Origin of the sequence: Alcaligenes endophyticus (assembly GCF_026344035.1) — a bacterium.
Taxonomy (GTDB): Bacteria; Pseudomonadota; Gammaproteobacteria; order Burkholderiales; family Burkholderiaceae_B; genus Alcaligenes; species Alcaligenes endophyticus.
Window position 1 is genome coordinate 70,018 of record NZ_JAPKND010000011.1, and the last position, 20,611, is coordinate 90,628.

20 protein-coding genes are annotated in these 20,611 nt (G+C 50.0%); 16 read left to right on the top strand and 4 right to left on the bottom strand.

Annotated features, from left to right (window positions below):
• Both speG and OSH01_RS15820 read left to right on the top strand, forming a co-directional pair.
• Complete coding sequence (gene speG / locus OSH01_RS15815; protein ID WP_266125099.1) at nt 1-558, top strand: spermidine N1-acetyltransferase; 558 nt, start codon at nt 1-3, stop codon at nt 556-558.
• Between the two features lie 140 nt (nt 559-698).
• Nucleotides 699-1,757, top strand: a complete 1,059-nt coding sequence (locus OSH01_RS15820; RefSeq protein WP_266125141.1) for an AbrB family transcriptional regulator — start codon at nt 699-701, stop codon at nt 1,755-1,757.
• Between the two features lie 19 nt (nt 1,758-1,776).
• Here the strand turns inward: OSH01_RS15820 and gph are convergent, their stop codons facing one another.
• From gph to ompA, 3 genes are all read right to left on the bottom strand, one after another.
• Nucleotides 1,777-2,445 carry a phosphoglycolate phosphatase gene (gene gph, locus OSH01_RS15825; protein WP_266125100.1) on the bottom strand — a complete coding sequence of 223 codons (669 nt, stop codon included), beginning with the start codon at nt 2,443-2,445 and terminating at the stop codon, nt 1,777-1,779.
• A gap of 2 nt (nt 2,446-2,447) precedes the next feature.
• Nucleotides 2,448-3,167, bottom strand: coding sequence for a bifunctional 2-polyprenyl-6-hydroxyphenol methylase/3-demethylubiquinol 3-O-methyltransferase UbiG (gene ubiG / locus OSH01_RS15830; protein WP_266125101.1), 720 nt, complete (start codon nt 3,165-3,167; stop codon nt 2,448-2,450).
• A gap of 83 nt (nt 3,168-3,250) precedes the next feature.
• Entirely contained in the window at nt 3,251-3,850 is a 600-nt protein-coding gene (gene ompA, locus OSH01_RS15835) for an outer membrane protein OmpA (RefSeq protein WP_266125102.1), read from the bottom strand.
• 425 nt (nt 3,851-4,275) lie between these two features.
• On the opposite strand from ompA, the gene gyrA reads away from it, so the two are divergent.
• The 14 genes from gyrA (at nt 4,276) to cysM (ending at nt 19,401) form a co-directional block, all read left to right on the top strand.
• Entirely contained in the window at nt 4,276-6,954 is a 2,679-nt protein-coding gene (gyrA, locus tag OSH01_RS15840; protein WP_266125103.1) for a DNA gyrase subunit A, read from the top strand.
• 5 nt (nt 6,955-6,959) lie between these two features.
• Entirely contained in the window at nt 6,960-8,069 is a 1,110-nt protein-coding gene (gene serC, locus OSH01_RS15845; protein WP_266125104.1) for a 3-phosphoserine/phosphohydroxythreonine transaminase, read from the top strand.
• On the top strand, nt 8,062-9,153 hold the full coding sequence (gene pheA, locus OSH01_RS15850) for a prephenate dehydratase (protein WP_266125105.1): 1,092 nt from the start codon (nt 8,062-8,064) through the stop codon (nt 9,151-9,153). Before serC ends, pheA begins: the two co-directional genes overlap by 8 nt.
• Before the next feature lie 43 nt (nt 9,154-9,196).
• Nucleotides 9,197-10,102, top strand: coding sequence for a prephenate dehydrogenase (locus OSH01_RS15855; protein WP_266125106.1), 906 nt, complete (start codon nt 9,197-9,199; stop codon nt 10,100-10,102).
• A complete protein-coding gene (aroA, locus tag OSH01_RS15860; protein WP_266125107.1) occupies nt 10,099-11,421 on the top strand; it encodes a 3-phosphoshikimate 1-carboxyvinyltransferase in 1,323 nt (440 codons plus the stop codon). Before OSH01_RS15855 ends, aroA begins: the two co-directional genes overlap by 4 nt.
• Nucleotides 11,418-12,089 carry a (d)CMP kinase gene (gene cmk, locus OSH01_RS15865; protein ID WP_266125108.1) on the top strand — a complete coding sequence of 224 codons (672 nt, stop codon included), beginning with the start codon at nt 11,418-11,420 and terminating at the stop codon, nt 12,087-12,089. Before aroA ends, cmk begins: the two co-directional genes overlap by 4 nt.
• A 99-nt stretch (nt 12,090-12,188) precedes the next feature.
• Nucleotides 12,189-13,907 (top strand): 30S ribosomal protein S1, encoded by a 1,719-nt coding sequence (gene rpsA, locus OSH01_RS15870; protein WP_266125109.1) that lies wholly within the window; start codon nt 12,189-12,191, stop codon nt 13,905-13,907.
• A gap of 5 nt (nt 13,908-13,912) precedes the next feature.
• The gene (locus tag OSH01_RS15875; RefSeq protein WP_266125110.1) at nt 13,913-14,275 is read left to right on the top strand and encodes an integration host factor subunit beta; all 363 of its coding nucleotides are present in this window, start codon (nt 13,913-13,915) and stop codon (nt 14,273-14,275) included.
• 122 nt (nt 14,276-14,397) lie between these two features.
• Nucleotides 14,398-14,724, top strand: coding sequence for a lipopolysaccharide assembly protein LapA domain-containing protein (locus tag OSH01_RS15880; RefSeq protein ID WP_266125111.1), 327 nt, complete (start codon nt 14,398-14,400; stop codon nt 14,722-14,724).
• A 17-nt stretch (nt 14,725-14,741) separates the two neighbouring features.
• The gene (lapB, locus tag OSH01_RS15885) at nt 14,742-15,989 is read left to right on the top strand and encodes a lipopolysaccharide assembly protein LapB (protein ID WP_266125112.1); all 1,248 of its coding nucleotides are present in this window, start codon (nt 14,742-14,744) and stop codon (nt 15,987-15,989) included.
• 5 nt (nt 15,990-15,994) lie between these two features.
• Nucleotides 15,995-16,921, top strand: coding sequence for a D-glycero-beta-D-manno-heptose-7-phosphate kinase (gene rfaE1 / locus OSH01_RS15890; protein ID WP_266125142.1), 927 nt, complete (start codon nt 15,995-15,997; stop codon nt 16,919-16,921).
• The gene (gene rfaD / locus OSH01_RS15895; protein WP_266125113.1) at nt 16,918-17,919 is read left to right on the top strand and encodes an ADP-glyceromanno-heptose 6-epimerase; all 1,002 of its coding nucleotides are present in this window, start codon (nt 16,918-16,920) and stop codon (nt 17,917-17,919) included. The genes rfaE1 and rfaD overlap by 4 nt, the downstream gene beginning before the upstream one ends.
• A gap of 124 nt (nt 17,920-18,043) precedes the next feature.
• Entirely contained in the window at nt 18,044-18,391 is a 348-nt protein-coding gene (locus tag OSH01_RS15900; protein WP_266125114.1) for a ComEA family DNA-binding protein, read from the top strand.
• A gap of 104 nt (nt 18,392-18,495) precedes the next feature.
• On the top strand, nt 18,496-19,401 hold the full coding sequence (gene cysM / locus OSH01_RS15905) for a cysteine synthase CysM (protein ID WP_266125115.1): 906 nt from the start codon (nt 18,496-18,498) through the stop codon (nt 19,399-19,401).
• Here the strand turns inward: cysM and mltB are convergent.
• Nucleotides 19,394-20,605, bottom strand: coding sequence for a lytic murein transglycosylase B (gene mltB / locus OSH01_RS15910; RefSeq protein WP_266125116.1), 1,212 nt, complete (start codon nt 20,603-20,605; stop codon nt 19,394-19,396). The genes cysM and mltB overlap by 8 nt on opposite strands.
• Between the last annotated feature and the right edge of the window lie 6 nt (nt 20,606-20,611).

Below are 20,611 nucleotides of genomic sequence, written 5' to 3' on the forward strand. Positions count from 1 at the left end.
ATGTCTGCCGCCGCCAACCATGTGCGCTTGCGTCCCTTAGAGCGCGAAGATTTATACTTTGTCCATCAGTTGGATAACAATGCCAGTGTGATGCGTTATTGGTTTGAAGAGCCTTTTGAGGCCTTTGCTGAATTGACTGCTTTGTATGATGCGCACGTTCATGATCAAGGCGAGCGGCGGTTTTTAATTGAGTGCAATGAAGAAAAAGCGGGCATTGTAGAGTTAGTCGAGATTGACTATGTGCATCGACGGGCTGAGTTTCAAATCGTTGTAGCTCCCGAGCATCAGGGCAAAGGCTTAGCGTCGGCAGCGACTAAACTTGCTTTAGATTATGGCTTTAGCGTGTTGAACTTATATAAACTTTATCTACTGGTGGATAAGGAAAATCATAAAGCCATTCATATATATAGCAAGCTTGGTTTCACCATTGAAGGTGAACTAAAGCACGAGTTTTTCGTTCAAGGGCAATATCGTGACGTGGTGCGCATGTGTTTATTCCAGCAAGACTACTTGCAGTTGAATGCAGGCCAGCCTAGTAAGCATTTGTTTGATGACTAATGCTCAAGTGGGTGGAGTGTGGCAGCGGGGAACTCGTCAGTCCTAAGTTTATTTATACTTGAACCTAATAGCTGGTAGTGTAGACCTGTCTCAATCATAAAAAAGCGGTTCACGTATAGGAGAGCATCAGTTTGGCGGATGTGGAGCAGGCGAGCGGTAGAGGTAAATCGTTAGCAGTGTCGGTGCTAATGGGGGCGGGGATAGCCCTAGTGGGCGCCATAGTAGCCAGTTGGCTGGGGATGCCGTTGCCGTGGATGCTAGGCCCTTTACTGTTGACTGCGGCGACGCGTGTGTTCGGGGTGCAAAGTAGGACTCTTGGCCCTATACGCAATATGGGGCAATGCTTAATCGGTGTATCGTTAGGCTTATATTTTACTGCCGAGGTAGCTGATAGCTTGTTGGCTTATTGGCCTCTAATTGTTACAGCAATATTGTTTGCCATCTTGCTAGGGTTCTTGGGAACCTGGGTGATGATGCGTTTTGCGTGCTTGGACTTTTCAACAGCTTGGTTTTCCTCTGCTATCGGGGGAGCCAGTGAAATGGCTTATCTAGCTGAACGTGCGGGCTTAAGGGCTGATCTTGTTGCTTCGGTGCACAGCATACGTGTTTTGATCGTTGTGGTACTCATTCCTTTCGCCTTTCAATGGCTGCATCAGATGCCGGTTCCGCCCGCGGCCATTTACGTAGTGCAATGGCCCGGATTGGGGTATTTGTTTCTTTGCGCATTGCTGGCGGGTTATGTATTCCATCGTTTAGCTTGGCCGAATGCGTGGATGCTAGGCCCCTTGTTTGCTGTGTTGTTATTAACGGTACAGGGCATACATTGGTCTGATTTTCCACCTGCCTTATCGAATTTGGGCCAGTTGTGTATAGGGTGGAGTTTAGGCGATAGGTTTAGATCCGATTTTTTCCGTCGAGCCCCTTACTTATTATTGGTGGCAACTTTTTTCACCCTTTTTATGCTTTTGCTTAGTCTGGGTTTAGCGTGGTGTTTTGCGGTAGGAATGGGGCTGGATCTAGAGATGTTAATCTTGGCTTTGTCCCCTGGGGGTATTGCTGAAATGGCTATTACCGCTAAAGTGTTAGGGTTAGGAGTGCCGTTAGTGACTGCTGTGCATGTAAGCCGTTTGGTGTTGGTCGTGTTAAGTGCTGGCCCTATGCAACGTAAGTTACTGGGCCAAATGAAGCAGCGCACTTAATACGACACAACTTGGTTTTTCAGGTACGGCTAGCCCAGCGCTCGACAACAGGCCAAATCTCTTCTGCCGTATGGCTGACGGCAAAAGCGTTCCAAGTGCTGATATTGGGATCGTTTTGGCAATAGCCGTAAGCGGCTACGATGGCGGGCATACCTGCTGCATGCGCAGCCAGGATATCGCGTTCATCATCGCCTACATATATGCAATCAGTGGGATTAAAGCCGGCTTGTTTGGCTGCATAGAGTAAAGGGGCAGGATGGGGTTTAGAAAAACCCGTGGTATCTCCGCCTACTGTGACGCTACAGTAGGTCGCTAAACCTAGGTGTTCAATCAGCGGCTTAGCTAGGTATTCGAGTTTGTTGGTAACGATGCCCCAACTATAACCATGATCGCTGATACGAGTGAGCAGCTCGTCTACGCCTTCAAATAAGGTAGTGAGTTGCGTCATATTAGCAGCATAATCTGCTAAAAAAAGTTCGCGATAGCGGTTGTATTCAGGATGGCTGGTGTCCATATCGAGGGCTACTTTTAATAAGCCTCGTGCGCCATGTGAAGCATAGGGGCGTAAAGCATCATAAGTTAGGGGTGCTAGCCCCTGTGCTGCTCGGAAGCGATTGGCGGTTGCGGCCAAATCAGGAGCCGAATCAGCAAGCGTACCGTCGAAATCGAATAACACCAGTTTAGTCATTTTTATCCCTGCCGGCGGGTGGCCAATAAATAGTTAACCGAAGCATCATTATTTAGCGCGTAGTGATCGCTAAGAGGATTGTAAGTTAAACCACGTAGTTCAGTCGCCTGTAAGCCAGCCGCGCGGGTACTTCCCATGAGTTCGCTAGGTTTAATGAAGCTTTCGTAACTATGGGTGCCTTTAGGAATTAAGTTCAGTACATATTCCGCCCCTACGATAGCCATCAAGAAAGATTTTGGATTGCGATTTAGGGTGGAGAAAAACACCCAACCACCAGGTTTGACCAATTGTGCGCAGGCCCGCACGATAGAGCCTGGATCAGGTACATGCTCGAGCATTTCCATGCATGTGACGACATCAAACTGTTCGGCATGTTCTGCTGCCATGTGCTCTGCGCTAATTAACTGATAGTTAACTTGGACGCCGCTCTCTAAACTATGTAGGCGGGCTATCTTTAATGATCGTTCCGCTAAGTCTATGCCAGTGACGTCGGCACCTGCGTGGGCCATGCTCTCGGATAAAATGCCTCCGCCGCATCCTATGTCGAGAACTTTCTTGCCTTGTAGGCCGCCAGTGTGTTCTTGAATCCAGCCTAAGCGTAAAGGATTAATAGCGTGTAATGGTTTAAATTCGCTGTTAGGGTCCCACCAGCGTGAAGCTAGCGCACTGAATTTATCGATTTCAGCTTGATCGACATTGTTGGCAGTGTGTGTAGTAGTCATGGTGTACGCTCAAAAAAATTAAGGCCCCGCAATGCGGAGCCTTAATTGTAGCCTTAGCTACAGAAATACGTGTGCTTTAGCAATTACTTGCGGTTGCCAACGATTTCGATTTCAACGCGACGGTTTTGTGCACGACCTTCACGTGTTTTGTTGCTGGCGATAGGGTCAGCTTTACCTTTACCTTCTGTATAAATACGGTCAGCAGGTACGCCTTGCTCGATCAGGTATTGCTTAACAGTGTTAGCACGACGATCGGACAATTTCAGGTTGTATGCATCAGTACCGATAGAGTCGGTGTAGCCAGTTGCAATAACTGTTTCCAAATCAATGGAGCGCACTTGTGCGGCAACTTGATCTAGAACCTGACGGCCTTCTGGCTTCAGATTGTATTTATCAAAATCGAAGAAGGTGTCAGCGTTCAGTGTGACTTTTGTAACGGTTGGGGCCACAACTGGTGCAACTGGAGCTGGAGCTTCTGCTACAGGCACACCGTCACAACCAGGAACGCCGGTTGCTGGTGTCCAGAAGTTGTCGCGCCAGCACAGTTCTTGTGTGCCGTTTTTCCAAACATCACCAAACGGATTACGCCAGTTGTTAACTTCACCACTTTGTGCGGAAACTGCACTGGATGCAGATACTGCGGCGATGGCAAGTACAAGTGCGATTTTGGAGGGTTTGTTCATGTTTCTCCTCGTTGAGCTAATGCTGTTAAGTGACCGCAGCGAACCCCTGCCGCAGAATTACGGAACCAGTATAGCAACGCTATGAACGGATCAAAGAATTGCGCTGGGTTTCATGCGTGTTAGCTGGAATCTTAAGACATTTCTGTCCACTGCGTTAGGTTCGAAGGACGGGATACGCCAAGATATTCCGTTTTATTTACGAACTGCGGATATATTGTTGGTTTTGAGCAACAAGCTGATGCAAAGACGGGGGATGAGCAAAATGTGCCCCAATCACCGAATGCAGTGAGAAAGGGGTTTTTCTTCCCGTAGAATGAATGCTTTGCTCGTGGTTCTGCGTCTACCCGAGTGAAAGTGCTAGAATTTCTTATTTGCCTGTCTTTGGCCGGCTTCTTGCTTAACTTATATCTATAAAGAACCAATCTATGGATTCCTTTGCCAAGGAAACGCTTCCTGTCTCTCTAGAAGATGAGATGCGCCGCAGTTACCTCGACTATGCCATGAGCGTAATTGTGGGGCGCGCTTTGCCAGATGTACGCGACGGCCTGAAACCAGTGCACCGGCGAGTGCTCTTTGCCATGCATGAGCTGAACAATGACTGGAATCGAGCCTATAAGAAATCGGCTCGTATCGTGGGTGACGTGATCGGTAAGTACCACCCCCATGGTGACCAGGCTGTTTACGATACTATTGTTCGCCTCGCTCAAGATTTCTCCATGCGCTATATGCTGGTAGATGGTCAGGGTAACTTTGGGTCGGTGGATGGTGATGGTGCGGCAGCGATGCGTTACACCGAAATTCGTCTAGCCAAGATTGCCCATGAAATGCTCGCTGATATTGATCAGGAGACCGTGGATTTTGTCCCTAACTACGACGGTAGTGAGAAAGAGCCTGCGCTGTTGCCCGCCCGCTTACCTAATTTACTGGTTAATGGTAGCTCTGGTATTGCCGTGGGTATGGCCACCAATATTCCGCCACATAATCTGACTGAGGTCGTAAATGGTTGTTTATATTGTCTGCGCAATCCTGAGTGCTCAGTCGATGAGCTGATTGAGTACATACCGGCTCCAGATTTTCCTACGGGCGGGATTATTTACGGCATGTCTGGGGTGCGCGAGGGATATCGTACAGGGCGTGGGCGTGTAATTATGCGCGCAAAAACGCACTTTGAAGATATGGAGCGTGGCAGCCGCCAGGCGATTGTGGTGGATGCGATCCCTTACCAGGTTAATAAAAAGTCCCTGCAAGAGCGCATTGCAGAGCTGGTGAATGAGAAAAAAATAGAGGGTATTTCTGATATCCGCGACGAGTCTGATAAAGACGGTATGCGCTTGGTGATCGAGCTCAAGCGGGGTGAAGTACCCGAGGTGGTGCTCAATAACCTCTATAAAAATACGCAATTACAAGAAACGTTTGGTATGAATATCGTGGCTCTGGTCGATGGCCAGCCGCGTTTGCTGAACCTCAAGCAATTGGTGGAGTATTTCCTTAGCCATCGCCGCGAAGTGGTCACTCGTCGTACAGTGTTTCAACTACGCAAAGCGCGCGAACGTGGTCATGTGCTCGAGGGCTTGGCTGTTGCATTGGCCAATATTGACGACTTCATTGAAATTATCAAGGCCGCGCCTACTCCGCCTGTAGCCCGTCAAAACTTAATGGAACGCACCTGGGATTCAGGTTTGGTGCGCGAAATGTTGGCTCGGGCTGACACGAGTGCTATTCCCGGAGGGAGCACAGCGTATCGCCCAGATGGTCTAGAGCTTGAGTTTGGCATGCAAACCGACGGTTTGTACCGTTTAAGCGAAGTGCAGGCTCAAGAAATATTGAATATGCGGTTGCAGCGCTTAACGGGCTTAGAGCAAGATAAAATCGTGCAAGAGTATCGTGAGGTCATGGACCGCATCGCTGATCTGCTCGATATTTTGGCCCGCCCCGAGCGTGTAACCACGATTATCAGCGATGAGCTGATCGCAGTACGCGATGAGTTCTCCCCTGAAGGTAAGGATTTGCGTCGCTCCGAGATCGAGCATAATGCGACGGAGCTGGATACCGAAGATTTAATTACCCCCATGGATATGGTGGTGACCTTGTCTCATGCTGGTTATATCAAGAGCCAGCCTTTGTCGGAGTATCGTTCGCAGCGTCGTGGTGGACGTGGCAAGCAAGCGACCACCATGAAAGAAGACGATTGGATCGATCAGCTTTTTATCGCCAATACACATGACTACTTGCTGTGTTTCTCAAACCGAGGCCGAGTGTATTGGCTGAAAGTATGGGAAGTGCCTCAAGGCTCGCGTAACTCGCGCGGCCGCCCCATCGTGAATATGTTCCCGTTGGAAGAGGGCGAGAAAATTAACGTAGTGCTGTCTGTGAAAGAATTCTCCGATGATCAGTTTGTGTTCATGGCTACTTCTCGCGGTACTGTGAAAAAAACACCGTTGTCGGATTTCTCCAATCCACGTAAGGCAGGCATTATTGCTGTTGGTTTGGACGATGGGGACTACCTAGTTGGGGCTCAGCTAACCGATGGGCTGCACGATGTCATGTTGTTCTCCGATGCAGGTAAAGCGGTGCGATTTGACGAGGGCGATGTACGTCCTATGGGTAGAGCAGCGCGTGGCGTGCGGGGTATGAATCTTGACGAAGGACAAGCGGTGATTGCACTGCTTGTGGCGGAAGACGAATCTCAAACGGTCCTCACTGCGACCCAAAATGGCTTTGGTAAGCGTACACCGATTGCTGAATACACCCGTCATGGCCGTGGTACCAAGGGTATGATCGCTATTCAAACTTCTACGCGAAACGGTAAAGTAGTGGGTGCGGTGCTCGTGCGCGAGAGCGATGAAATCATGTTGATCACCAATGCCGGAGTATTAGTAAGGACTCGCGTAGATGAAATCCGTGAAATGGGTCGTGCTACGCAAGGTGTCACACTTATTAGCGTGGATGAAAATAGTGAGTTGTCTGGCGTTTACCGTGTAGTGGAGACAGATGATGCATTGGAGGAGGAAGAGGACTTTACCGACTCAGTGCAAGACGCTGGACAGCCCGGTGCTGTAGACGCTGGCGAATCACCCGCCGAGCCAAGCGATCAAGAGGAATAAGCATCATGCGAGTGTGGAATTTTTCGGCAGGCCCTTCGGCCTTGCCGCTAGAAGTGTTAGAGCAAGCTGCAGCCGAAATGTTGGATTACCAAGGTTCAGGCATGTCTGTCATGGAAATGAGTCATCGTGGCAAGGTGTATGAGCCTATTCGGGATGCAGCTGAAGCAGATTTGCGCGAGCTTTTAGGGGTTTCGGACGAGTATGCCGTGCTGTTTACCCAAGGAGGCGCTCAAGCGCAAAATTCTTTACTGCCATTAAATTTAATGTTGGCAGGGGGTAAGGCACAAGCCGATTATGTGCTTTCAGGTAGTTGGTCGGCTAAGTCCCAGCACGAGGCGGCGCGCTACGGGGATGCGGCCATTGCGGCAAGCAGTGGTGCTACTGCGCATATCGATGGTCGAGATCAGGCCGCTTGGAGCTGGTTTCCAGCTGTAGATACGTGGAAATTGCGCGCTGATTCCTCCTATGTGCATGTGTGCTCTAACGAAACCATCGGTGGAGTAGAGTTTACAGACCTGCCAGCACTGAACGTGCCCTTGGTAGTCGATGCGTCGTCTAATATCTTGTCGCGTCCCTTGGATTTCTCGCGCATTGATATGTTGTACGCGGGTGCTCAAAAAAACGCAGGTATTGCAGGGCTAACGTTGGTGGTGGTGAAACGTGAATTGTTAGGGAAAGCCATGGCCGCTTGTCCTGCTGTATTCAATTACCAAAATCTAGACGAACAACAGTCTATGTACAACACGCCAGCGACGTACTCTATCTATCTTTCTGGTTTAGTGTTTCAGTGGTTAAAGCGCCAAGGGGGAGTGCAAGCCGTCGAGCAACGCAATATTGCTAAAGCCCAGTTGTTGTATAACTATCTTGATAACAGTGGGTTTTATGTGAATCGGGTGCAGCGCTCGGCTCGTTCACGCATGAATATTCCTTTCCAGTTGCATGATGCTAAGCTAGACAGCACTTTCCTAACTCAGGCTGAAGAAGCTGGTTTGAGTTCACTGAAAGGGCACAAAAGTGTCGGAGGCATGCGCGCTTCTATTTACAATGCCATGCCGCTTGAGGGGGTACAGGCTTTGATTGATTTCATGACAGACTTTGAAAAACGGAATGGCTAAATCTTTAAGTGAACAATTGATTCCTTTGCGGGATCGCATTGATGCCCTTGATAAACAAGTGCTTGGGTTGCTCAATGAACGTGCTCGAGCGGCATTGGAAGTGGGCAAAATAAAACAAGACTATAACGAGGACGAGGCCATCTTGAAGCCGGAGCGAGAGGCGCGCATCATTCGCCGCTTGCAAGCGGAAAATCCGGGCCCTTTAACGCCAGCCGCTGTTGAGGCGGTATGGGGGCAAATTATTTCTGCCTGCCGTGGCTTGGAGAGCGTCCCTCGGGTAGCCTACTTAGGACCACAGGGCTCTTTTTCCGAGCAGGCTGCCTATGAGCATTTTGGCCACGCCTTAGAGCGCTTGCTGTGCGACTCCTTCGACGAGGTCTTTCGCAGTGTTGAAGTTGGGCAGGCTGATGTAGGCATGGTGCCGGTAGAAAACTCCAGTGAAGGGGCGGTCAATCGCACTCTGGATCTGCTGCTGAATTCTCCTTTAAAAGTATTGGGAGAACGCTCCATCCGTGTTCATCATAATTTGCTTAGCAAAACAGGCTCATTGGAAGGGGTGACGCGGGTGATGGCTCATCCTCAGGCGTTGGCACAATGCCAGCGCTGGTTACAAAAGCATCACCCTGCGCTCATGCGTGAAGCGGCTTCCAGCAATGCAGAAGCCGCCCGCGTCGCGGCTGCAGACCCAACTGTTGCTGCTATTGCAGGGGATACAGCGGTAACGGCGTGGAATTTAGGCATAGTTGAATCGGGCATCCAAGATGATCCACATAACCGCACACGCTTCTTAGCGATAGGCAATATACCGACCTTGCCCAGTGGGAATGATAAAACCAGTATCATTTTGGCAGTCCCGAATCGATCCGGTGCGGTCTATGACATGCTGGCTCCCTTGGCAACGCATGGGGTATCTATGACCCGCCTAGAGTCTAGGCCTGCGCGTACAGGTCAATGGGAATATTACTTTTATGTTGACTTGCTCGGTCATGTGGATCAACCACATGTGGCGGCGGCCTTGGCTGAGCTGAAAAAACAAGTGGCGTTCTTTAAGATATTAGGTTCTTACCCTGTCAATGATTGGTAAGCGCGGTGCGCCTTTCGTATGCGTTGGGTTTACAGGGTGAGTCATGGTGAAAAAAGAACAGCCGCTACAGGGCCGGCCCCTGATTGATGTGCTGGCTGTCGTCGGCGTAGGGTTAATAGGGGGCTCGTTTGCCCTAGCCTTACGGCGTGCGGGCGTGGTGGGCCGTGTTATCGGGGTAGGGCGGAGCCAAGAAACATTGCGTCGTGCCGTCGATCTTGGCTTGGTAGATGAGACTGCCAGCGCTCAAGATGCGGCCCAGCAAGCGGACATCATTTTTTTGTCAACCCCAATAGGGGCGATGCAAGGCGTTTTGCAAAGCATGCAGCCTTATTTGCGTTCTAATGCCTTAATCACTGACGGTGGCAGCACAAAACATGATGTAGTGAAAGCCGCTCGATTGGCATTGGGAGAGAAAATTGCTCATTTCATTCCTGGGCACCCCATAGCGGGGGCTGAAACAACTGGCCCTGAAGCGGCTTATGCCGAGCTCTACGATGACCGCAATGTCATTCTTACACCGCTGGAAGAAAACAGTCAGGCAGACCGTGATAGGCTCAGTCGGATTTGGCAAAGTTGTGGTGCCAGGGTGATGTTCATGGATCCGTATGTGCACGATCAAGTATTGGCTTCAGTAAGCCATGTGCCACACTTCTTAGCCTCCGTATTTATGGGGCAGGTGGCCAGCGCGGCAAATTCTGATCAACGTTTTGCCTTGGCGGGAACGGGGTTTCGTGATTTCACCCGAATTGCGGCAGGTTCAGCCGAGGTGTGGCGTGACATTTTCTTAAGTAATCGTGAGGCTGTGTTGGCCGAGCTAGATGAGGTCCGTTTAGCTTTGGATGCGGCACAGCAGGCTCTGCAAGCAGAAGACGGGCAGGCCTTATATGATTTTCTAGAGCGCGCTGCCGTAGCGCGCCGGTTTTGGGCCAGTAGGAGTGGTTTGAAATGAATGCACAGGAGCAGATCATCCTGCAGCCCGTTATCAAGGCGACAGGAACCGTGGTTTTGCCCGGCTCAAAGAGTATCTCTAATCGCGTTTTATTATTGGCGGCTCTAACGGCAGATAGCACACGACTAGAGGGATTGTTAGATTCCGATGACACGCGTGTCATGCTGGCTGCATTGCGGCAAATGGGTGTCAGCGTGACTGATGTAGGTGTGAATTCGGTACATGTTCAAGGTGGTTTTCCTTTTCCCAATCCTAAGGGTGAGCTGTTTTTAGGTAACGCAGGCACAGCTTTCCGCTCGTTGACCGCAGCGTTAGCTTTGATGGGCGGCGACTTTACCTTAAGTGGGGTGGCGCGCATGCACGAGCGCCCTATTGGCGATCTAGTGGATGCGCTGTGCCGTTTGGGGGCCGATATTCGTTATTTAGGGCAAGAGGGGTACCCGCCCTTGGCCATTGGCCAAGGCAGCCCTGCACAGCATGGGGTAGTCAAGGTAAAAGGATCAGTTTCCAGCCAGTTTTTAACCGCATTACTGATCTCTGCACCCATTTATACCGCAGCAAGTGGCACGGACTTACGTATTGAAGTAGAGGGAGAATTGATTTCTAAGCCCTACATTGATATTACCTTAAGCCTGATGGAACGGTTTGGAGTTCATGTTCAACGCGAGTCCTGGCACGCTTTTACTGTGCCTGCTCAAGCGCGTTATCGTTCCCCGGGGTACTACCGTATTGAAGGCGATGCATCGTCCGCATCGTATTTTATTGCCTTGGGAGCAATAGGCGGTGGGCCGCTGCGCATAGAAGGGGTGGGTACAGAAAGTTTGCAGGGCGATATTGGATTTGCCAAGCTAGCCCAAGACATGGGGGCTCAGGTGGAGTACGAACCCCATGCATTGGTAGTGAGCGGAGTAAAGGTCGCGCAAGGCGAACGTTTGCGCGCCTTTGAACAGGACTGTAATCTTATTCCTGATGCCGCCATGACAGCAGCTGCCATGGCGATGTTTGCGGACGGACCTTGTACCTTGCGCAATATCGCCAGTTGGAGAGTCAAAGAAACTGACCGTATTCATGCCATGCATACTGAGCTAGAACGGCTAGGAGCGAAGGTCGAGTCAGGGCCGGATTGGTTGAAAGTGTGGCCCATTGATGCGCAAGCGTGGCGCAGCGCACGCATAGAGACTTACGATGACCATCGGATTGCGATGTGTTTTTCTTTAGCAGCATTTGGTCCTCTGGCACAAACCATACTAGACCCCTCATGTGTGAGCAAAACGTACCCTGAGTACTTCACCGACTTTGCGCAGGTGGTGCAGGCATGAATTCAATACCGTTCGTTCCCGTTATTACCATTGATGGACCAACCGCCTCGGGTAAGGGCACCGTTTCGACACGGGTGGCGCAGGCATTGGGATGGCACGTGCTTGATAGCGGTGCTATCTATAGGCTGACCGCTTTAGCTTGTGTTCAGCAAGATGTAGAGACTGGCGATGTGGATGCTGTGGCGAAGGTGGCCCAACACTTAGATGCTTCTTTTGACGCCGGGAACGTGTACTTGTCTGGAAAAAATGTCACTGAGGCGATTCGAGACGAACAAATTGGTTTGCTTGCGTCCAAGGTAGCGGCATATGAGTCGGTGCGTGCGGCATTATTGCAACGCCAACGTGATTTTCGCCAACTACCTGGCTTGGTGGGCGATGGTCGCGACATGGGAACAGTCATCTTTCCTGACGCCTCCTTAAAGGTGTTTTTGCAGGCTAGTGCAGAAGTCAGGGCCCAGAGGCGGTGTAAGCAGTTGAACGAGAAAGGAATTTCTGCTAATCTAGCGAGTCTGACCGCAGATTTGCAAGCAAGGGATGAGCACGATAAAAATCGTGCTCATGCGCCGCTTGTGGCTGCTGTTGATGCTCATGTCATTGATTCTTCAAACTTAAGCATCGAAGAAACAGTTGCTGTTGTGCTAGATCTTTGGTCTAGACAAAATAATTAAGGCCCTGCAAGGCAACTTGTCAGGTTTTTTCACTCCACCGGATGATGGTGTCCGGTGTGTTTTAGATATAGCCAATTCTGGCGTACGGATTTTATTTTAATGTCCACAAACCCCAACACCGATTTGCTCGGCGGCGAAAGTTTTGCCGACCTATTTGCTGAAAGCATCAAAAACCAAGACATGAAAAGCGGCGAGGTTATCTCCGCCGAAGTTCTACGCATTGACCACAACTTTGTGTTGGTGAATGCAGGTCTGAAATCTGAAGCCTTGATTCCCCTGGAAGAGTTCCTGAACGATCAGGGTGAAATCGAAGTCCAGGCGGGTGATTTCGTATCGGTTGCGATCGATGCTTTTGAGAACGGTTACGGCGATACAATTTTGTCGCGCGATCGTGCTAAGCGTCTGTCCGCATGGCTGTCTCTAGAACAGGCTCTTGAGTCTGGTGAGTTGGTCAACGGTACTATCACTGGTAAAGTTAAGGGCGGTCTGACCGTTATGACTAACGGTATCCGTGCTTTCTTGCCGGGTTCTTTGGTCGATTTGCGTCCCGTCAAAGACACTACTCCTTACGAAGGCAAAACCTTGGAGTTCAAGGTTATCAAGCTGGATCGCAAGCGTAACAACGTTGTGTTGTCACGTCGTGCTGTTCTGGAAGCCTCTATGGGTGAAGAGCGTCAGAAATTGCTTGAGACCCTCACCGAAGGTGCGGTTATCAAGGGTATCGTTAAAAATATCACCGACTACGGCGCTTTCGTGGACTTGGGTGGTATCGACGGCCTGTTGCATATTACCGATATGGCATGGCGTCGTGTGCGTCACCCCTCCGAGGTATTGCAAGTTGGTCAAGAAATCGAAGCCAAAGTGCTTAAGTTTGACCAAGAGAAAAGCCGTGTGTCCTTGGGCGTTAAACAGCTGGGCGAAGATCCGTGGATCGGCTTGGCACGTCGCTACCCACAACACACACGCTTGTTCGGTAAAGTTACCAACTTGACCGACTACGGTGCGTTTGTTGAAGTTGAAGACGGTATTGAAGGTTTGGTACACGTATCCGAAATGGATTGGACCAACAAAAACGTTGACCCACGCAAAGTTGTTACTTTGGGTGAAGAAGTTGAAGTTATGGTTCTGGAAATCGACGAAGATCGTCGTCGTATCTCCTTGGGCATGAAGCAGTGCCGTGCCAACCCATGGGAAGACTTTGCCATCAACTTCAAACGTGGTGACAAAGTTCGCGGTGCGATCAAGTCCATCACTGACTTTGGTGTCTTCGTCGGCTTGCCTGGCGGTATTGATGGTCTAGTTCACCTGTCCGACTTGTCTTGGTCTGAAGTGGGTGAAGAGGCAGTTCGTAACTTTAAGAAAGGCGACGAGGTTGATGCCGTAGTATTGGGTATCGACACCGACAAAGAGCGCATTTCTTTGGGTATCAAGCAGCTAGAAGGCGACCCGTTCAATAACTACGTTGCTACCAATGATAAAGGCGCAGTTGTTGCCGGTATCATTAAAACTGTTGAGCCTAAAGGCGCTGTAGTAACCTTGTCGCACGATGTAGAAGCTTATCTGCGTTCTTCCGAGATCTCCTCGGGTCGCGTAGAAGACGCTACTACAGTACTGAAAGAAGGCCAAGAGGTGGAAGCGTTGATTCTCAGCGTTGACCGCAAAGCTCGTTCTATTCAGTTGTCCATTAAAGCGCGTGACACTGCTGAAACAGCCCAGTCTATGGCTCGTTTGTCCGAGGCAAGTGCTTCTTCGGGCACGACTAACCTAGGTGCCTTGCTGCGTGCCAAGCTGGATCAGCAACAGCGCGACGACGGTTAAGCAGCGTGACGAAGTCTGAACTGATCGCGTTGTTAGCCAGCCGCTATCCGCAACTGGCTCTGCGCGACATGGATTTTGCAGTCAAGACGATTCTTGAGTCAATGACCGAAGCATTAGAAAATGGTCAACGTATCGAGATTCGTGGGTTTGGTAGTTTTTCGCTGTCCACACGCTCTCCGCGTGTGGGACGCAACCCCAAGTCCGGTGAGAAAGTATTGGTGCCTGGCAAACAGGTGCCTCACTTTAAAGCCGGTAAAGAGCTCCGTGAGCGTGTGGACGCAGGTTTTGTTCAGCTTGAAAGCACACACTCTGACGAACAGCAAAATGGGGTTTTTGAACAACTGAACGCTGGCTCACGCCATGGCTAAAGACGACGTTTATTCGTGCTAAATCTGAACAGGCCCTAACATAGGGCCTGTTTTGCGTGTGCTATTGGGCAGATTCCCTTTACAATCAAGAAAATCTAAAGAAAATACTTGGAGCTGGAATAATGCGCTATCTCGTCTGGGTGCTTCGTTTATTGGTGTTTGTGGTGGTTCTATTGTTTGCCCTCAAGAACACTGAGCCGGTTCAGGTTAATCTGTTTGCCGATTACGTACTGCATGACATCCCTCTTATTGTAGTGATGCTAGGTACCTTTATTTTGGGCTTACTGCTGGGTCTATTGATTATGGTGCTCAGCGCCATGCGCAGGCGTCGTGAAATGGGCCGCTTACGTCGTGAACTAGACCGTTTGCAGGAAAAAGCGCAGCAATATGAAAAGTCTGTTGCAGCGCCTGTAGCACCTGAAACTATCGCGCCTTTGGCTCCCCTATAAGTCTTTCTGGAGTCGGTGTGGATTTCGAAACCTGGTGGTTGATCTTTGTGCCCATTGTGTTTGCATTGGGCTGGGTAGCGGCGCGCGTGGATTTTCGGCAAATGATGTCCGAGACACGCAACTTACCGGACTCTTATTTTAAGGGTCTAAATTTTTTACTTAATGAGCAGCCCGATAGAGCGATTGACGCTTTTGTGGAAGTGGCTAAGTTAGACCCAGAAACAACCGAGCTGCATTTTGCCCTGGGTAGTTTGTTTCGTCGCCGCGGCGAAATGGAGCGTGCTATTCGCGTTCATCAAAGCTTGTTGTCGCGCGCTGATCTACCGCAAGCAGATCGTGAAAATGCGCAATATCAAATTGCTCAAGACTATTTAAAAGCCGGACTACTGGATCGCGCAGAACTAGCTTTTGAGCATGTGCAGGAAACGCGTTTTGCTATTCCGGCGATGCGCGCGTTGATACGTATTTATGAGTCTGAGCACGACTGGCCTAAAGCGATTGAAGCTGTTCGCCGTTTGCAGGCAATGGCCGATGAGCCGGTACCGCAAATTGTCCATTATCAATGTGAACAAATTGAGTTGGCTTTAAACCCGCGTGCACCCGACTTCGCTGCAGCGGATAAAGCTTTAGACGCTGCAGAGAATGCGTTGAGGCAATTAGGTGCTGGGCATGCCAGTGCAGCAGCGCAGGCGCGAGTGGCGTCACTGCGTGCGCGCAAAGCCCATTTGCAAGGCCAAGAGGAACAAGAGCGGGCTGCATTAGTTTCCATAATGGATACAGCCCCAGAATATATAGGCCTATTTGCTCAAGATTTGCTTAAAGCCTACGACCAATTAGGCCGTTTGGCTGCTGGGGTGGATTTACTGCGCACCCATTATCAGCATTACCCAACCTTAGATGTTTTCTCTATATTGTTTAAACAAATTCGAGAGCTAGAAGGCTATGAGCAGGCTTGGCGCTTTGCGCGTCATGCTTTACGTGCTCAGCCGTCTTTATTGGGTTTGGATAAAATGTTGGAAGTAGAATTGCAAGACGACAGCCATAAACAGGTCCCTGGTGTGGTGAATGATGGCTCGCCGGCCGCAGCCATTGTGGCGGGAGCAGACTTAAGCTTATTACGTTCACTGATTCATAAGCACACACAGCGTTTAGATCGATACTCGTGCCAAACTTGTGGATTTGAAGCAAAACACTATTACTGGCAATGTCCCGGATGCAATTCTTGGGAAACCTACAAGCCTTTGCGTCTTGAGGAGCTCAAGTGATGACCATGATTTATCCCTTGCAGCAAGTGGAAAAAGCTCGTGTATTAGTCGTGGGCGATGTGATGCTGGACCGCTATTGGTTTGGTGACGTAGACCGCATTTCGCCCGAAGCCCCCGTACCTGTTGTACGCATGGGTCGAGTCGAGGATAGGCTAGGTGGGGCAGCCAATGTTGCCCGAAATATTACCGCCCTGGGCGGACACGCCACTTTATTGGGCATAGTGGGGCAAGATGATACGGCCACAGAGCTGCAGCAGTTAGCGCAAAAAAATGATGTGCAGTGTGAGCTGCAAACTGACCCTAGCATGTCTACCACATTAAAATTACGGGTCTTAGGCCGCCAACAACAGTTATTACGAGTTGATTTCGAACATCAGCCCTCTGACAGTAGCTTACAAGCGATGCAACAGGCCATGCTGGACCTACTACCGAAGCACGATGTACTGGTTCTGTCAGATTATGCTAAAGGCACCTTGCGGCAGGTTGAGAACTTGATCCAGTCCGCTCGACACCTGGGTAAGCCTATCTTGGTTGATCCCAAGGGGGAAAACTATTTGCGTTATAAAGGCGCAACGATCATCACACCCAATCGAGCTGAAATGCAAGACGCGGTTGGTGTGTGGGCTGATGAACAAGATCTAGCTCAACGCGCCCAACGTCTGCGTGCGGCGTTAGAACTTGAGGCCTTGTTGATTACACGCTCTGAACAGGGTATGACGCTGTTTAGCCAAGAAGGGCGCAGTCACGTCGGTGCCCAAGCACAAGAGGTCTTTGATGTGTCGGGGGCAGGGGATACGGTATTGGCTACCTTGGCTTTAATGAAAGCGGCCGGGCAGAGCTGGGACCAGGCTATGCAATGGGCGAACCGCGCGGGCGGGATCGTAGTCGGTAAACTGGGTACGTCAGTGGTGACGGTAAAGGAATTGCAATGATAGTAGTGACGGGTGGTGCCGGATTCATTGGTAGTAACTTAGTGCGGGGCTTAAATCAGCAGGGGCACACAGATATCTTAGTGGTGGATGACCTGACTGATGGCGATAAGTTTCTCAATCTTATTGGGGCACAGATATCCGACTATATGCACAAAGATCAATTTCGCCAATTGATCCTCGACGATAAGCTAGCAGGGATTGAAGCGGTGTTGCATCAAGGGGCATGTTCCGACACGACAGAGCGTGATGGACACTACATGATGGATAACAATTATCGGGTGACGCTTGAATTATTCCATTATTGCCAAGCTAAGCGTATTCCGTTCTTGTATGCTTCATCGGCGGCCGTGTACGGCGCTGGCCCCGTCTATGCTGAACATATTAGCAATGAAGCGCCGCTGAACGTATACGGTTATTCCAAGTACCTATTTGATCAGGTGTTACGCAAGGCTTTGCCTGAACTGACCGCTCCGGTCGTGGGGTTACGTTATTTTAATGTCTATGGTCCCCAAGAGCAGCATAAGGGACGTATGGCATCCGTGGCATTGCATAATATGCGTCAGTATTTAGCTGAAGGTTATGTGCGTTTATTTGCCGGCTGGGATGGATACGCAGACGGCGGCCAAATGCGTGATTTTATTTTCGTTGACGACGTGGTGAAGGTAAATCTGTATTTTCTAGGTCAGACTAGCCAGTCCGGCGTATTTAATTGCGGAACCGGTCGGGCACAGCCTTTTAATGATATTGCTCAAACAGTGGTCAACACCATACGTGAACATCAAGGCGAAGAAGTTTTACCCCTCTCGCAGCTGGTGCAGCGTGAATACTTGCAGTACATCGAGTTTCCTGAAGACTTAAAAGGGCGCTATCAAAGTCATACCCAAGCGGACTTAACCCAATTGCGTCAGGCAGGGTATACGGCAGATATGATGGACGTGCAAACGGGTGTGGCAGAGTATGTGCGCCGCATGCTACGTACTAAATCTATTGGCGGTTAGGGCAGTGTGTGAGTGCGCTAAGCACGTCTAATAAGTAGTTACCGTGATGGCTAAACAAGGCCATTGCACTATGAAGGGCAAAGGCAATAAAGCATGATGATATTTTTCCATCGGAGCTTTTATCATGCAAGCACAGCCCTTTATTTCGCGTTTTTTTATTCGTTTTTTTAGCCTATTCGTTGGGCTGATATTAAGTTTAGTCACCTTAAGTGCCCAGGCTTTTGATGTCAATCAGGCAACGTTAGAGCAATTGCAACAAGTTAAAGGTATCGGACCTAAAACAGCACAACTCATCTTACAAGAACGAGAGCGTGCTGGGCCGTATGTGTCGTATGATGATTTAGCGCTACGGGTAAAGGGAATAGGTCCTAAAAAATTACTGCAAATTCAAGAGTCAGGTTTGAAAGTAGGCGTTTCTACCTCCTCTAACAGTGTGAATTCTGCAGTAAGCGCGGCGCGCAAAAAACCATAGCCTCAGCCTGTAATCCGTTTTAATCTTATGAAGCGGGTCTTAGCGTTCGCTAGGGCTCGTTTTTTGCTTGTATAGATCCCCTACCCAAGGTGTATCATTTCCTGATGAAAAACTATCCTACTATTGAACAGACTATTGGGCAGACGCCTTTAGTTCGTCTGCAACGTATTCCCGGCGCCTTTGGACAAAGCCGCGGTAATGTCATATTGGCTAAGTTAGAAGGCAATAATCCCGCTGGTTCGGTCAAGGATCGTGCCGCTAGCTCAATGATACGGCAGGCGGAGCTACGTGGCTTAATCAAGCCTGGCGACACATTGATCGAAGCGACCAGCGGTAATACCGGTATTGCTTTAGCCATGATTGCAGCAGTACGTGGCTATAAAATGATCTTAATCATGCCTGACAACCTTTCCCTTGAGCGGCGAGCCTCCATGACTGCATATGGTGCTGAGCTGATTCTGACGCCCGCCAAAGAGGGGGGCATGGAATATGCCCGCGACTTGGCGATGCGACTGCAGGCGGAGGGGCGAGGCCTTGTACTAGATCAGTTTTCTAACGGTGATAACCCCCTGGCGCATATTGCTGGTACCGGTCCTGAAATATGGCAGCAAACCGAAGGCCAAGTTACCCATTTTGTGAGCGCAATGGGTACCACAGGCACTATCATGGGAGTAGGTTCTTATTTGCATGCTCAAAACCCTCTCATTACGGTAGTAGGTGCCCAGCCAGCGGAAGGCTCGCAAATAGCCGGTATCCGTAAATGGCCCGAGGCCTATTTGCCCAAAATTTATGACGCCTCTAAAGTGAATGAGTTCGAGCTGATTGAACAAACCGAAGCCGAGCAAATGACGCGCCGCTTAGCCGCTGAGGAAGGAATTAGCGCTGGTGTGTCATCGGGTGGCGCCTTGGTTGCTGCGATGCGGGTTGCGCAACGTGCTGAAAACGCCACAATCGTGTTTATTGTGTGTGATCGTGGCGATCGTTATTTGTCGACAGGTATTTTTAATTAGGTCCGCCATATCCCATCTGCCTAGCCAGAGCACTGGCTAGATCAGCGACCGCCGCCGCATAAAAGTAGCTGCGGTTGTAGTGCGTGATAGCAAAAAAGTTGGGTGTGCCTAAGCGCCATTCTACCGTGCCGCGGGGCTCATCCACCAAGTTTACTAGCCCAACTTTGTATTGTGTCCAGTCCCCTGAGTTGTCAGCCTGACCTGCGATTTTTGCACCGACTTGTTGGAATTCGGTCCAACTACGTTTCGGGTCTATCCCCCCATCTAGCAGCACGTGGCTACCCTGATTGATGTCTACTGGGGCAAACACAGGTAAAGAGGGTTGCCAGCCGTGGGCACGTAAGAAATTGGCAACAGAGGCGATCACGTCAACGGGGTTGCCGCGTAGGTCTATGGTGCCATCCCTGTCTCCATCGACGGCATAGCGCATTAAACTTCCTGGCATAAATTGTGGCATCCCCATTGCCCCAGCAAATGAACCTTCTACGCTGAGAGCATTAAGCTCTCCCTGATGGTGCAACTCGATCAAGTCAGCAAGTTGATCACGAAACAGTTGTCCGCGCTCGGGTCTAGAGTCATCAGGATAGGCAAAACCTAAGGTAAACAGTGCATCAAGCACTTTAAAGTCACCCATATAGTTTCCATAGACAGTCTCTATTCCTAATATGGAAACAATAACGGAGGGGGGCACACCATATTGCTGGCTAATATTATCGAGTTGACGCTGATGAGTACGCCAAAACTTCACGCCTCGTTCTAGTCGTACAGGATCCACATTGCGTTGCTTGTAGGTTACCCAGCTTTTTTTTATACGTCCCTTAGAGGGGCGCATCAGCTTTGCTGCGGTCACGTTATAGTTGGCTTGAAGTAAAATTTGTTCGACTAAAGCAAGGGGTACCTGACGTACGCGGGCGACGTCTTGAGCGTATAGTTGTATATCAGCTTGTAACTGTCCGTCTGGCGTAAAAAAAGTTTGTCGGTTCGCTAGCGAAGATCCGGCTGGAATTGATGCAGGCTCAGGTAAATTTTTAATCACCACGGTGGCCGCCGAGGGGGCAGGTGGAGCACCAGTCACAAGTTGATTAGGGAAAACACTAGGAATCACCTCTAGGCTTGATGTTTGGTGGGGTGTGGGCCTTGCGGCACAGCCTGCTGCTGCTATAGTTATAAGAGTTGCTTGTAAAATACGTGGGGGTTTGAACATAATCCA